Raw genomic sequence first — 13,809 nt, 5'->3', positions numbered from 1 at the left:
TAAGCGAGCTTAGGCGTCGGAACGAAAGCTGCGATTGGCGAGGAGGAAAAGCGCGCCGGGTGAGGGAATCGGTTTACGGAATCGAATCGGCCGGTTTCCGGCGGCGGCCCTCGAGCGACAGTGGAGCATTACGGTGGTGCCTGGACGGGTCTTTCACTCGGCGGATGTGTTGGTCGCCCTACTCAGCCAGCCGCCGAAAGATCCGCCCCCTCGCCTCAGACCCCGCCGGCCGACCCGCGACAGCTAACCGAGCGCGCGACCGCCGTCGACCAGCAGGCGCTGGCCGGTGATGAACCCGGCCTCCTCCGACGCGAAGAAGCTCACCGCCGCGGCGACGTCCTCCGGGGTGCCCAGCCGCCCCACCGGCACGCCGGCCAGGTAGGCCGCGCGCTCGGCGTCCGGGACGTCCGCGTGGCGCTCCACCGGGACGAAACCCGGGGCCACCGAATTGACCGTGATGCCGTCCGGGGCCAGCTCGCGGGCCCACGCCCGGGCCAGGCCGACCTGGGCGGCCTTGGCCGTCGCGTAGGCCGAGCGGCCGGGGGGCGGGCGCTCGGCCACCTCCGAATCGATGTGGACGATCCGGCCGTACCCGCGGGCGCGCATGCCCGGGAGGACCGCGTGGCCCAGCAGCATCGGCGACCGCACGAAGAAGTCGAGGTGGCCCAGGTGGTCCGCCCAGTCCACATCGGACAGGAAGGCGTCCGGCTGGGGGCCGGTCGCGTTGACGACCAGGACGGTGATCGAGCCCAGCAGCGCCGTCACCGCGTCGACCAACTCGCCCACCTGGTGCCGGTCGGTCACGTCGGCGGCGAAGGCGACGGCCTTGCCGCCCTCGGCGAGGATCTCCGCCGCGGCGGTCTCGAGGCCGGGATCGTCGTGCAGGGCGTTCACCGCCACGGCGAACCCGTCGCGGGCCAGCCGCCGCGCGATCACCCGTCCGAGGCCCCGTGAACTGCCGGTCACCAGTGCGACACCCATGCTGCCGACGCTAGGGGAGACGCCGGGACACGACAAGGCCCCCGGGACGGATCCCGGGGGCCTCGAACGGGTGACTCAGGCCGACGCGGCCACGAGGTCGTCGGCCGCGGTGGGCGGCCCGGTCACGACCTTCTTGTTGCGCCGGTTGCGCCGCTCCAGGTACGTCGCCAGCGCCGTCAGCAGCAGGCACATCACGACGTAGAGGCCGGTCGCCACGATCGTCGACGGCACGATCGGCCGCCCGAACGTGCCCTGCGAACCGATGTAGCGCGCGTAGTACAGCAGCTCCTGGAACGTGATGATGAAGCCGAGCGCGGTGTCCTTGAGCAGCACGACCAGCTGGCTGATGATCGTCGGCAGCATCGCCCGGATCGCCTGCGGCAGCAGGACCAGGAACATCACCTGCGTCTTGCGCATGCCCAGCGCGTACGCGGCTTCGCTCTGGCCCGTCGGCAGCGACTGGATGCCCGCGCGGAAGACCTCCGCGAGCACCGAGCCGTTGTACAGCGTCAGGCCGAGCACCACGCCGAGGAACGGCGTCGTCGGCACGCCGGCGGTCGGCAGACCGAAGTAGAACAGGAACATCAGGATCAGCGCGGGGATGGCGCGGAAGAACTCCACGACGAACCCGGCGATCCGGCGGATCCACGCGTGGTCGGACAGCCGGCCCGCCGCGAAGATGGCACCGAAGACCAGGGCGAGCACAGCCGCGGCCGCGAACGCCTGGAGAGTCTGGAGCACCGCGTTGGCGAGGTCCTCCTGGACCTGCGCGTACTGGAGCCACTCCCACTTCCGCGCGGTGAACTGGCCGCTGTCGTAGAAGCGCCAGCCGATGAACGCGAGGAACGCGAGGACCACGACGGTGCCGACGACCGCGTAGGTCCGGTAGCGCAGCCGGGCGCGCGGGCCCGGGACGTCGAACAGCACGTTGCTCATCGGGCCACGCTCCAGCGCTTCTCCAGGCTGCGTTGGGCGAACGACAGCACGGTGACCAGGACGATGAAGCCGAGGGCGACCCACAGCAGGCCGATCAGCTGGTTCTCGCCCCGCTCGGACAGGTACGAGCGGATCGCGCCGGCTTCGGCGACGGAGAAACCGGCGGCGATGGTGGTGTTCTTCAGCAGCGCGATCAGGGTGCTGATCAGCGGCGGGACGACCGACCGCAGTGCCTGCGGCAGCACGACCTGGCCGAGGATCTGGGCGAAGGTGAGCCCCAGCGCCCGGCCCGCCTCCGCCTGGCCGACCGGCACGGTGTTGATGCCCGAGCGCACGACCTCGCAGATGAACGCCGAGGTGTACACGGTGAGGGCGACCACCGCGGCCGGGAAGTAGTCGAGCTTGACGATGTCGAGCAGCGGATAGGCGAACACGAAGAACGCGAACACCAGGGTGAGCGGGGTGTTCCGGGCGATCGTCACGTACGCCGTGCCGACGGCTCGGAAGACGGGGACCGGGCTCACCCGCAGCATGGCCAGGATCGTGCCCCAGACGAGGCTGCCGACGGCCGAGAGCAGGAACAGTTCGATCGTGGTGAGGAAGAACGGACCGAACAGGTCCAGGTTGTTGAGCAGGACGTCCATGGAGCCTTCCCGCGTCCGTTTCTTTCAAGCGGTGGTCAGGTGGTGGATGTGGGAAGGCCGGCGGACCGGGAAACCCGATCCACCGGCCTCGGTGTCACGTCAGTACTTCTCGAGGGTCGGAAGCTTGGCGTCCGAGCCCGACTTGCCGAGGGTGGCGTCGTAGATCTTCTTCCAGGTGCCGTCGTCCAGCGACTTCTGCAGGATCTCGTTGATCTTGTCGCGCAGGACCTTGTCGTCCTTGTTCAGGCCGATGCCGTACTTCTCGGTCGAGAACGTCTTGCCGACGACCTTCAGGTTGTCCGGGTCCTGGGCGGCGAAGCCCTTCAGGATCGCGTCGTCGGTCGTGACCGCGTCGACGTCCTTCGACAGCAGCTTCTCGACGCACTGGGAGTACTTCTGGAACTCGACGATGTTGCCGGGTTCGGTCAGGTTCTCCGAGCGGACCTTCTGGATCGGGGTCGAACCGGTGACCGAGCAGACCTTCTTGCCCTTGAGGGTCTCCTTGCCGGTGATCGACGTGTCGTCCTTGCGCACGAGCAGGTCCTGGCCCGCGACGAAGTACGGGCCGGCGAAGGAGACCAGCGCCTTGCGCTTGTCGGTGATCGAGTAGGTGCCGACGTAGTAGTTCACGTCGCCGTTCGCGATCGTCTGCTCACGCGCGCCGGAGTCGACCGTGCGGAAGGTGATCTTCTCGGGGTCGAAGCCGAGGCCGGCCGAGACGAGCTTGGCGATCTCGACGTCGAAGCCGCCGAACTTGCCGGTCGTCGGGTCCTTCTGGCCGAGGCCGGGCTGGTCGTCCTTGGCGCCGACGGTCAGCGCGCCCGCCGCCTTCATCTTCGCGAACACCGGGGAGCCGGCCAGGTCGACGCCGGTCGCGACCGGGTACGTCGGCAGCGCCGCGGCGTTCGTGCCGCTCTGCTCGCCCGAGCCCGGCGTGGCCGGCGTGCCTTCCTTGCCGCAGGCGGTCAGCGTGGTCAGCGCCAAGCCGCCGGCGAGCAGTCCCACCGCGAGGGTGCGGATCCTCATGTGAATCTCTCCTGTGTGTCGTCACCCGAGACGCGCACGGCGCCGCGGAACGTTTCTCAGTGGGTAAGGATCTTGCCGAGAAAGTCCTTCGCGCGCTCGCTCTTCGGCGCGGTGAAGAACTCTTCGGGCGTCGTGTCCTCGACGATCTCGCCGTCGGCCATGAAGATCACCCGATCGGCTGCCCGCCGGGCGAAGCCCATCTCGTGGGTGACGACGAGCATCGTCATGCCGTCCTTCGCCAGGCCGGTCATCACGTCGAGGACCTCCTGGACCATCTCCGGGTCCAGCGCCGAGGTCGGCTCGTCGAACAGCATGACCTTGGGGCGCATCGCCAGGGCCCGCGCGATGGCGACGCGCTGCTGCTGCCCGCCCGAAAGCTGCGCCGGGTACTTGTCGGCCTGGTTGGCGATGCCGACGCGCTCCAGCAGTTCCATCGCCGTCTTGCGGGCTTCGGCCTGCGGGGTCTTGCGGACCTTCGTCGGCGCGAGCATGACGTTCTCGACGATGGTCTTGTGCGCGAACAGGTTGAACGACTGGAACACCATGCCGACGTCGGCCCGCAGCGCGGCCAGGGCCTTGCCCTCGGCGGGCAGCGGGACGCCGTCGACGGCGATCTCCCCCGAATTGATCGGCTCGAGCCGGTTGATCGCCCGGCACAGGGTCGATTTGCCCGACCCGGACGGGCCCAGCACCACGACGACCTGGCCGCGAGGCACCTCGAGCGTGATCTCCCTGAGCACGTGCAGGTCGCCGAAGTACTTGTTCACGGCGGACGCCTTGATCATCGGCGCCGCCACCTCCGCGGTCATCTGGCCTCCCGGGTCGTTCGTGCAAATCGGGCATGGGTCACCACGCGATGGCGAGAACCTACCGTTGCGGCACCCGCTCGCAAGGCCGCTTGAGCAATACTTAGGGTTTCAACTGAGTATCGATGTCCGGTTCGGGGTGTCCCGCCGCCCGCGCCACCTCTCCTCACGGAGAGTGACCGTCCGGGTGGCCGGTGCGGGTCCGGCCCGGACGTCCTAGAGTTCGTCGCTACCGGCCGGTGGAGCAGGTCACCATGGGAGGCGGACGGGTGCGGGTGCTGCTGGTGGAGGACGACGACCGGGTCGCGGGCGCCCTCATCCCGGCGCTGACCCGCCGCGGCCTGGCGATCGCCCGGCTGGCCACCGGCGCCGGGGTGCTCGACCGCGTGCACGAGGTCGACGTCATCCTGCTCGACCTCGGCCTGCCGGACATCGACGGCGTGACGCTCTGCCGCCAGATCCGCGCCGTCAGCGACGTCGCGATCATCGTCGTGTCGGCGCGTGGCGAGGTCGACGACCGGATCCAGGGCCTGCGCGCGGGCGCCGACGACTACCTGGTCAAGCCCTACGACGTCGAGGAACTGCTCGCCCGGGTCGAGGCCGTGCGCCGGCGGCGGGGGGAGCACACCACGGCCGAACCGGTGGTGATCCGGGTCGGGGACGTCAGCGTCGACCTGTCCCGGCACGAAGTGCTGGTCGACGGGAAGGCGGTCGCCCTGTCCCGCAAGGAGTTCCAGGTGCTGGCGCTGGTGGCGGGTGCTCGCGGCGCGGTGTGCTCGCGCGAGCACGTGCTCACCGAGGTGTGGGGGCACCGCGGCCCGGCGGAGAGCCGTTCACTGGACGTCCACGTCGCGACGCTGCGGACGAAGCTGGGCCGCCCGGCGCTGATCGAGACGGTCCGCGGGGTCGGGTACCGGCTCGGCGGCCAGGTCACCAGGAGCTGAGGAGCGTGCGCGTCCGGCTGCAGGGCATCGTGCTGACGCTGGTCGCGTTGCTGGTGTTCGGCCTGGGCGTCCCGCTCGCCAGGAGCATCGCCGCCGGCGCGCAGCAGGACCTGTTCCTCGACCGGCTCACCGACACCGCCCGGTTCGCGTCCCTGGCCCAGCGCCCGCTGCTGGACAACAAGCCGTTCCTGCTCGAACCCGACCTGCGCCGCTACAACGAGGTGTACGGCGTCCGGGTGGCGGTCGTCGACCAAGACGGCAAGCTGGTCACCTCGGCGCTCGGGCCGTCCGCGGCGCGGATCGACCTGAAGGCGGAGCGGTTCAGCGGGCCGATCAACGAGGCGCTCGCCGGCCGCCGGTCCCAGCCCGCCGGCGTGCTGATGCCGTGGGATTCGACGCCCCTGGTGCTCGCCGAGCCGGTGCTGGCGGACGGCGAGGTGCACGGCGCGGTGCTCACCGTGTCCGACACCGGTGCCGAGCGCGCCGACGTGCTGTGGTGGTGGCTGCTGCTGGCCGCGGGCGGAATCCTCGCCTTCACGCTCGCGCTGGCCGTGGCGGTCCCGGTGGTCCGGTGGATCCTGCGCCCGGTGCAGCGGCTCGACGACGCGACCGGGGCGCTGGTGGCGTCGGTGATCGGCGGGCGGGAAGCCGAGCCGGTGGGCGAGGGCGGCGGGCCGCCGGAACTGCGTCAGCTCGGCCGCTCCTTCGACCGGATGGCCGAGAGCGTGTCCGGTGCGCTGGCCGCGCAGCGTGCGTTCGTCGCCGACGCCTCCCACCAGCTGCGCAACCCGCTGACCGCGCTGAAGATCCGGCTCGGCAACCTTGAAGGCCACGTCGACGACGAACCGGCCGCCGCCGACCTGGAGGCCGCGCGGATCGACGCGGGCCGGCTGCACCAGATCTTGGACGGGCTGCTTTCGATGGCCCGCGCCGAGGCGTCCGGCGGCGAACTGGACCCGGTGGTGCTGGACGAGGTCGTCGCCGACCGGGTCGCCGACTGGACGGTGGTCGGCGAGGCGCGGGACGTGCGGCTGCTCGTCGACACGGCCGGCGACGGCGCGCGGGTGCGCATGCCGCCGCGCGGCGCGGAGACGATCCTGGACGCGCTGCTCGACAACGCGCTGAAGTTCACCGCGGCGGGCACCGAGATCCGGATCGCGGTGGCCCGGGACGGCGACCGGGTGCGGTTGTCGGTGCGCGACCACGGGCCGGGGCTGCGGCCCGACGAGCTCGACCGCGCACGCGACCGGTTCTGGCGTAGCCCGGCCCACCAGAACGTGCCCGGCTCGGGCCTGGGCCTGGCGATCGTCAGCGAGCTCGTCGCGCACTCCGACGGCGAACTGGAGCTGGCCCTGCCCGAGGGCGGCGGCCTGCGGATCACGATGACGTTCCCGGTCGCCTGAGGACGCGGGCTACGTCTTCTGCGCCCGGTAGTAGCGCAGCGCGCCCGGGTGCAGCGGGATCGGCTGGGTCTCGATGCCCGGGTGCACGTCGATCGACAGCGCCGCCGAGTTGGCTTGCGCGAGCTGGCTGCGGGCGTCGAACAGGCCGCGGACCAGTGCCTCGGCGACGTCGTCGGGCATGGATTTCGGGACCACCAGGAAGTTCGGCACCACCAGCGTGGTCACCGGCAGGAGCTGGTTGTAGATGCTCGCCGGGATGGTCGCGGTGCCGTAGACCTCGGTGATCGCCTGCATCTTCGGCATCAGGTCGGCGATGTCGAGCAGCCGCACCGAGCTCTTGTAGCCCGCGAGCGTCGGCGTCGGCAGCCCGCCGGACCAGAAGAACGCGTCGACCTCGCCGTTCAGCAGCGCCGCGATGGAGTCTTCGAGGCCGCGGGTGCTCTTGGTGACCGAGTGGGTCAGGCCGGCCACGTCCAGCAGCTTGCTGGCGATGTACTCGACGCCGGACGCCGGCGAGCCGATCGCGATCCGGTGCCCGCGCAGCTGGGCCACCGACCGGATGGGGGAGTCGGCGCGGACCACGACGTGCAGGTAGTCGTCGTGGATCCGGGCGAGCGCGGCCAGGTCGGGCCGGGCCTCGTACCGGTCCGCGGCGACGTCGGCGGCGACGAAGGCGACCTCGGCCTGGCCGGCGAGCACCTTGGCGATGTTGTCGGGCGAGCCCTGGGTCTGCAGCACCTGCGGCCGGTCGATGTCCAGGCCGGTCTGCCAGGCGGTGGCCAGGGTCTGGGCGAGCTTGTAGTAGACGCCACCGGGGTTGCCCGCGGCGATCCGCAGGCGGAGGCCGTCGAAACCGGCGGTGCAGGCGGTGAGCACCAGCAGGAGGGCGGCCGCCATCGCGAGTCCGCGCGTCCGCCGGCTGCTGGCCACCCGCTGATCGTGCCAGACTCCGCGCCGTCCGGGCAGCTCAGCCGCCGGCGCACCGGGCCGCCGGTCGGCTTCCGCCGGACGAACCCCGCGGCCGTGACCGCGAGGTTCAGGGCTCAGGTGGGTGCGGCGGCCGGCCGCGGCACCCCGGCTACCTGTCTTCCCGAAGCCGCAGCACCGCGTAGAGGACGTCGTTGACGGGCGTCGGAATGCCGGCTTCCCGGCCGAGCCGCACCACGGCGCCGGTCCAAGCGTCCGATTCGGACGGACGCCCGGCGGCGATGTCGCGCTGCAGCGACGTCGTGCCCTCGGCCGGTTGCCCGTCCAGGAACGCCAGGGTGGCGGCGACGACGCCGGTGGGCAGATCGACGCCGGAAGCGCGGGCCAGCTGTTCGATCTCCGCCATGGCGGCGTGCAGCGTCCGCCGGGTTTCGGGGTGGTGGCGCAGCTCGCCGAACGTGGCGCCGGTGACCGCGCCCAGCCCGCCGGCCGGGGCGATGAACAGGAATTTCGCCCACAGGTCGGCCCAGATGTCCGCCGGGGGAGTGGTGCCGATCCCGGCGCCGGCGAACGCGGCGCGGATCCGCTCGACCCGCTCGCTCGCCCGGTTGTCCCACTCCGCGACGTCGAGCGAGCCCGCGCCGCCGACGTGCCGGATGGTGCCCGGCCCGGCGAGCGCGGCGATCACCTTCGCCACGCCGGGGAGGACCGCGTCCTTGCCGAGCACCCGGGCGACCTGCGCCGGGGCCTCGACCCCGTTCTGCAGGGTGATCACGGCGGTGTCCGCGTCCACCACGGGCGCAAGGGCGGCCACGGCGGCATCGAGCTGCCAGGTCTTCACCGCCAGCAGGACGGCGTCGGCGGTGCCGAGCTCCGCCGGGTCGCCGGTGGCGTGGACGGGCAGGGTGGTGGCTTCGGGGCCGAGCACGGTGAGGCCGCGCTCGCGCAACGCCGTGAGGTGCTCGCCGCGGGCCAGGAAGGAGACGTCGTGTCCGGCGGCGGTGAGCCGGGCCCCGAAGAACCCGCCCAGACCGCCCGCGCCGATGATCGCAAATTTCACCCGTCCTACGTTACCGGTTGAAGGGGTAACAGGGAAGGCCGGTAACCTCCACGGCGTGGGAGACAAGCAGGGATTCCGCTTCCACGGCGGGCGGCCGTCGGTGAACTTCACCGCCACGGTCGGCATGCGGTGGCGCGACGGCGGGTTCGAGCGCCTGACCGACCCCGCGGCGCTGGGCCGCTGGTTCACCGAAGCGGGCCTGACCCCGGTTGATCCGGCCTGCTCGGCGGCGGACCTGGCGGCGGCCCGCGAGCTGCGGGAAGCCGTCTACCGCTTGCTGCGCACCCAGCTGGACGAGGGCCTCGCGCAGCCCGAGGACATCGCGACCGTGAACCGGTGGGCGGCGCAGCCGCCGCCCGTCACCGCCCTGCACGCCACCCCGGCGGGCCTGCGGGCGCAGCCGGTCTCGGCGACCGTGCCGTCCCTGCTGGGGCTGCTCGCCGCGGACGCGATCGCGGTGCTCGGCGGCGACGACGCCGCCCGCCTGCGCGAGTGCGCCAACCCCGAGTGCTCGCTGCTGTTCCTCGACACTTCACGAGCGGGCGCGCGCCGCTGGTGCTCCATGAGCGCGTGCGGCAGCCGCGAGAAGATGCAGCGGTACCGGTCCGCCGACCGGTGAGGTCCCGGCTCGCCGGGCGGTCAGGGACGCGCCGTCAAATGGAGGATCGGCTCCCCGGCTTCGTCACCCGCGGGATCGCCGACGACGGCCGAGAATCCCGGTGTCTCGAGCACCAAACCGTCCGCCGTCTCCCGGACTCCGACGGTGAACGGCACATCGGGATGCGGCCCGTACCGCACCGCGAACACCGACGCTCCCGGCGGAGAATCGGGGAGGGGGCCCGCCAGGACGTGGTTCGTCTCCGTCACCCGGTGCCAGCCCGTGTCCGGGTTGCCGTAGCCGCGGGGGTCGTCGGCCAGGGAAAACGCCAGCTGCTCCTGGGTCAGGCCGATCGTTTCCGGGCTGTTGAAGCTCGTTCGGCCCGCCGGTGGGTTGACCACCTTCAACGTCGCTCCCGAGGTGATGGCCAGGCGGCCCGCGAGGAGCGTGCCGTTGGTGTGCAGCACCGCGCCGGGGGTGCTCAGGTCGAACGGTGCTCCGGCCGGTTCGGCCACCGTGAGGATCTTGCGTTGCCCGGCCTCCGTTTCCTCCGTGTACGGCAGCCCGGCGAGGAAGTCGCACGCCTCCGCCGGGACCACCGCGAACAGCGTCATCCGGGTGCCGTCGGTCACGAACAGCTGCTGGACGCTCAGCATGACCTGGTCCCGGGTGACCACCGCCTTGGTCACCAGCCGGGCGGCGAGGTCGCCGTCCCGTGCGTCGCGGAGGCGGACCGGGCCGAGCGGGCGGGTGAGCAGCGTCCGGTGCCCGTCGGCGTAGCTCAGGACCGGTCCGATCCCGTGCTGGCCGGTCACGACGGACTCGATCACCGCGGCGTGGCCGGCGTCGATCAGGTACGGCGTGTGGCTTTCCGTCAACGACACCGACGTCGTGCGGTGGCGCAGCGAATACGGCGTCGTGACGGGGAAAGCGGGCGCGCCGTGCCACGTGCTCCCGTCCTGGTACAGCCAGACCGTCGTGAACGCGAAATGCCCGCTCGGTGCCCCGGTTTCCGCCACCGGGTAATAGGGGACGCGGCGGTCGCCGAGGTAGCGGCCGAGGTCGGTTCCCAGGTGCGCGCTGAAGTAGCGGAGGCCGAGCAGGCCCTCGGCGCCGCAGTGCTGTTCGCTGTAGCGGGGGCCGCCGTAGTCGAAGCCGCGTGCGGAGAGACGGCAGTCGAGGTGGCGGGCGATCTCCGCGCCGTCGTCGAGGAACAGCCGGTCCGCGGTGACGCGGTGGGCCTGGGCCAGGAAGGACAGCGAGATCGGCAGGTAGTTCTGATCGTGGCCGGCGCCGTGCTCCGCCGGCAGCGCGAAGCCGCGGTCGGTCACCCGCGCCGGCCTGATCACGTCGGTGTACAGCCGCATGGCCGCCGCGGTGACGCGGTTGCCCTCGTCGTCCCGGGAAACCCGGCCGAGGTGGCGGCCGAGCATCAGGCCCGCGACGACCGCGCCGAGTGCCTGGTTGCCCGTCTGCTGGGGGTTGAACACGCTCGCTTCGGTCAGCCACCGCCAGTACCCGAGCGCCAGTTCCGTCACCTCGGCGTACTGGGCGCCGGTGAGCAGGCCCTCGCCGAGCTCCAGGACGTCGACGGCGTGCAGCATCGCCCACACCGTGCTCGGCCAGTCGCCGAACGGGTGCTCGCCGTCCCCCGGCAGGTACCGCGCGTACGGCAGGCCGCTATTGCGGACGCGCAGGAACGGCTCCCCGGGGTTGTCGTGCCGGAACACCCGGTTCGCCAGGAAGAAGTCCAGGCCGCGGCGCACCGCACCGGCGAACGCGGGATCGTCCGGTGCGCGGCGCCGCCAGGCCAGGCAGAGCAAGGAGAGCACACCGAGGCCCAGGTCTCCGACGTCGTCGTCGGCTGCGGGGTCCTCGAAGTTGCCGTCCGGCTGCTGCGCCGCGAGCGCGGCACCCGCCGCTGCGTCCAGGACGGCGTCGAGATGAGCGGGGTCGTCGGGCAGGTCGTGCGAGCTCGCGTGCTGGCTCGGCAGCAGGATCGGATCCATCCGCTTCGCAGGCTCCCCCGCCGTCCTGGGCACCGGACCGGTCGACATGGTCAGAAAGCGCTTTCCGGGCGACTTGCCCACTGCAGACCGGAAAACGGTGATGCGGCTGGGACCCGCACTTGGTTAAGTAGTAAACAAACGAACCCGCACGTTGTCAACGGATCGGATCGCAGCGGCGCGAGCGGCGAACGGCATTCGACAAATTCACTTCGCGAAAGCAGGGGTGCAGATGGCGAAATCGGGCATCGGTGACCGCGCCGGCGAGGTTTTCGCCGCCCTGGCGGCCGCCGGCCGGGCCACCCGGCCGCAGCTCGCGGTGGCCTGCGGGCTGTCGAAGCCGACGGTCTCCCTGGTGATGGCGGAGCTCGAAGCCGCGGGGCTCGCCGAGCGCAGCGGCCGTTCGTCGGGGGCGACCGGGCGGACCGCGGCGGTCTACCGGCTGGGCCCCCGGGCGGGGTACGTGCTGGCGGTGGACCGGGGATCGACGCAGGTGGCGCTGCGGGCCACCACGCTCGGCGGGGAACTGCTCGACGAAGAGCAGACCGCGCGGCCCGCTTCCGCAGCCGCCATGGTGGAGGCCGTGCTTCGCCGCGGGAGCGCGCGCGGCCCGCTTCGTGCCGTGGTGGTGGCCGTGTCCGATGTGGTCTCCCCGCCCGGTCGCGGTGAGCCGGCGACCATGGCGCGGGTCCGGGACGCGGTGGCTTCGCTCGGGCTGCCCGCCGGCGCGGCCGTGCGCACCGAGAACAACGTCAACTGCGCGGCGATCGCCGAACTGGCCGAAGGTGCGGGCAGAGACCACGACAGCTTCGTGTTCCTGCAGGTCGGCGTGGCGATCGGCGCGGGTGTCGTGCTCGGGCGCCGGCTCGTGCGCGGGGCGAGCGGTGCGGCGGGGGAGGTCGCCCGTTTGGCGTACCCGTGGGCGGACGACCGGCTGCCGGTCCGGGACGCCCTGGAAGCGCGGCTCGGCTCCCGGACGCTGTTGCGCCGCGCCCGTGGCCGATGGCCGGGACGCCCGGAGCCGGCGCCGCGGACGGCCGCCGCGCTGTTCGCGCTGGCGGAGAACGGGGACCCGGTTGCGCTCGAGATCGTCGCGGAACACGCCGAAGCCGTGGGAAACCTGGCCGTGTCGATCTGCGCGGTCGTCGACCCCGGCTTGATCGTGCTGGGCGGCGGGGTGGGGCGGAACAAGCTGCTCCGGCCCGGCGTCGTCGCCGCCGTCGACCGGCTCAGCTGGCCGACCGAGGTCGTGGTGAGCGAGCTGGGTGCCCGCGCGACCGTGCTCGGCGCCGCGCACCTGGCCAGGGAGACGGGCATCCGCGCGGTGCTGGACGAGGGGTGAACGAGCCGTCGTTGACAGCGGCGGAGGGCGCTGCCTAGAGTGCCGAGAAAGCGCTTCCAGCTCCCTGGGACGGAACTCCTGGAACCGCGTGCGTCGGAAGATGTGCCACGGCAGCGGTGCTGCCGGTCCACGCTGGAGTCCCGGGAGCAGCCGATGTCGCCGTCAGCCGAAGCAGCAACCCAGCCCGCCGAAGCGGGTGCCGGGATCCCGCCGGCGGCGAAACCCGCGCCTGCCCGTCGCCGCCGGAAGCGGCACAAGGACAACCGGGCGGCCTACGCCTTCCTTTCGCCGTGGTTCCTCGGGATCTTCGGGTTCGTCCTGCTGCCGATGGCGTACTCGCTGTACCTGTCGCTGACGAAGTTCGACCTGCTGAGCTCGCCGCAGTGGGTGGGCTTCCGGAACTACCTGGCGATGTGGCAGGACGAGAAGTTCCTGCACTCGGTCAAGGTCACGCTCACCTACGTCGTTTTTTCGGTGCCGCTCAAGCTCGCGGCCGCACTCGTCGTCGCCGCGGTGCTGAACCGGGGCCTGCGCGCGCTGGGGTTCTACCGTTCGGTCTTCTACCTGCCGTCGCTGCTCGGGGCGAGCGTCGCGGTGTCGGTGATGTGGCGGCAGATCTTTTCGCAGCAGGGACTGCTGAACCAGGTGCTGGGCTTCTTCGGCATCCGCGGCGCGGACTGGATCGGGGACCCGCGGTTCGCGCTGTGGACCCTCGTCCTGTTGTCGGGCTGGCAGTTCGGTACCCCGATGCTGATCTTCCTCGCCGGGCTCAAACAGATCCCGAAGGAGCTGTACGAGGCGGCGGAACTGGACGGGGCCGGCCGGATCCGGGTGTTCTTCCGGATCACCGTGCCGATGCTGTCGCCGGTGATCTTCTTCAACCTGGTCCTGGAGACGATCAACGCGTTCCAGACGTTCACCCCGGCGTACGTGGTCAGCGGCGGACTCGGCGGGCCGATCGATTCGACCATGCTGTACACGCTTTACCTCTACCGCAAGGGATTCACGAGCTTGCAGATGGGTTACGCCTCGGCGATGGCGTGGGTCCTGTTCGTGGTGATCGGCCTCTTCACCGCGCTCTACTTCGCGTCGTCACGGCGCTGGGTCACCTACGCGGACTGAACACACCACGGCCG

At 71.5% G+C, this 13,809-nt stretch carries 13 protein-coding genes; 5 read left to right on the top strand and 8 right to left on the bottom strand.

Annotated features, from left to right (window positions below; translation table 11 throughout):
* Positions 1–243: 243 nt before the first annotated feature.
* The 5 genes from AB0M80_RS17420 to AB0M80_RS17400 form a co-directional block, all read right to left on the bottom strand.
* Positions 244–981 (bottom strand): SDR family oxidoreductase, encoded by a 738-nt coding sequence (locus tag AB0M80_RS17420; RefSeq protein WP_364565298.1) that lies wholly within the window; start codon positions 979–981, stop codon positions 244–246.
* A 75-nt stretch (positions 982–1,056) separates the two neighbouring features.
* Entirely contained in the window at positions 1,057–1,917 is an 861-nt protein-coding gene (locus tag AB0M80_RS17415; protein WP_364565295.1) for an amino acid ABC transporter permease, read from the bottom strand.
* The gene (locus tag AB0M80_RS17410) at positions 1,914–2,561 is read right to left on the bottom strand and encodes an amino acid ABC transporter permease (RefSeq protein WP_364565293.1); all 648 of its coding nucleotides are present in this window, start codon (positions 2,559–2,561) and stop codon (positions 1,914–1,916) included. Before AB0M80_RS17410 ends, AB0M80_RS17415 begins: the two co-directional genes overlap by 4 nt.
* A 99-nt stretch (positions 2,562–2,660) precedes the next feature.
* A complete protein-coding gene (locus tag AB0M80_RS17405) occupies positions 2,661–3,587 on the bottom strand; it encodes a glutamate ABC transporter substrate-binding protein (RefSeq protein ID WP_364565290.1) in 927 nt (308 codons plus the stop codon).
* A gap of 56 nt (positions 3,588–3,643) precedes the next feature.
* Positions 3,644–4,372: an amino acid ABC transporter ATP-binding protein gene (locus AB0M80_RS17400; RefSeq protein ID WP_364565785.1), complete on the bottom strand. Its 729-nt coding sequence runs from the start codon at positions 4,370–4,372 to the stop codon at positions 3,644–3,646.
* Between the two features lie 290 nt (positions 4,373–4,662).
* Between AB0M80_RS17400 and AB0M80_RS17395 the strand changes: the two genes are divergently transcribed.
* Complete coding sequence (locus AB0M80_RS17395) at positions 4,663–5,337, top strand: response regulator transcription factor (RefSeq protein ID WP_364565782.1); 675 nt, start codon at positions 4,663–4,665, stop codon at positions 5,335–5,337.
* Positions 5,338–5,342: 5 nt separating this feature from the next.
* Positions 5,343–6,740, top strand: a complete 1,398-nt coding sequence (locus AB0M80_RS17390) for a HAMP domain-containing sensor histidine kinase (protein WP_364565287.1) — start codon at positions 5,343–5,345, stop codon at positions 6,738–6,740.
* A 9-nt stretch (positions 6,741–6,749) separates the two neighbouring features.
* Here AB0M80_RS17390 and AB0M80_RS17385 read toward each other — a convergent pair whose 3' ends face one another.
* Positions 6,750–7,670, bottom strand: a complete 921-nt coding sequence (locus tag AB0M80_RS17385; protein ID WP_364565285.1) for a TAXI family TRAP transporter solute-binding subunit — start codon at positions 7,668–7,670, stop codon at positions 6,750–6,752.
* A gap of 148 nt (positions 7,671–7,818) precedes the next feature.
* Positions 7,819–8,727, bottom strand: coding sequence for a 2-dehydropantoate 2-reductase (locus AB0M80_RS17380; protein WP_364565282.1), 909 nt, complete (start codon positions 8,725–8,727; stop codon positions 7,819–7,821).
* A 55-nt stretch (positions 8,728–8,782) separates the two neighbouring features.
* Here AB0M80_RS17380 and AB0M80_RS17375 point away from each other — a divergent pair, with 55 nt between their 5' ends.
* Complete coding sequence (locus AB0M80_RS17375; protein ID WP_364565279.1) at positions 8,783–9,346, top strand: ABATE domain-containing protein; 564 nt, start codon at positions 8,783–8,785, stop codon at positions 9,344–9,346.
* 20 nt (positions 9,347–9,366) lie between these two features.
* Here the strand turns inward: AB0M80_RS17375 and AB0M80_RS17370 are convergent, their stop codons facing one another.
* A complete protein-coding gene (locus tag AB0M80_RS17370) occupies positions 9,367–11,334 on the bottom strand; it encodes a hypothetical protein (RefSeq protein ID WP_364565276.1) in 1,968 nt (655 codons plus the stop codon).
* Between the two features lie 229 nt (positions 11,335–11,563).
* On the opposite strand from AB0M80_RS17370, the gene AB0M80_RS17365 reads away from it, so the two are divergent.
* Both AB0M80_RS17365 and AB0M80_RS17360 read left to right on the top strand, forming a co-directional pair.
* Positions 11,564–12,673 carry an ROK family protein gene (locus tag AB0M80_RS17365; RefSeq protein ID WP_364565273.1) on the top strand — a complete coding sequence of 370 codons (1,110 nt, stop codon included), beginning with the start codon at positions 11,564–11,566 and terminating at the stop codon, positions 12,671–12,673.
* Positions 12,674–12,826: 153 nt separating this feature from the next.
* Positions 12,827–13,795, top strand: a complete 969-nt coding sequence (locus AB0M80_RS17360; protein WP_364565271.1) for a sugar ABC transporter permease — start codon at positions 12,827–12,829, stop codon at positions 13,793–13,795.
* Positions 13,796–13,809: the final 14 nt, after the last annotated feature.

The organism is Amycolatopsis sp. NPDC051045 (assembly GCF_040682955.1).
In the GTDB taxonomy this organism is placed as follows: Bacteria; Actinomycetota; Actinomycetes; order Mycobacteriales; family Pseudonocardiaceae; genus Amycolatopsis.
This window is presented reverse-complemented; position numbering and strand designations above follow the sequence as displayed.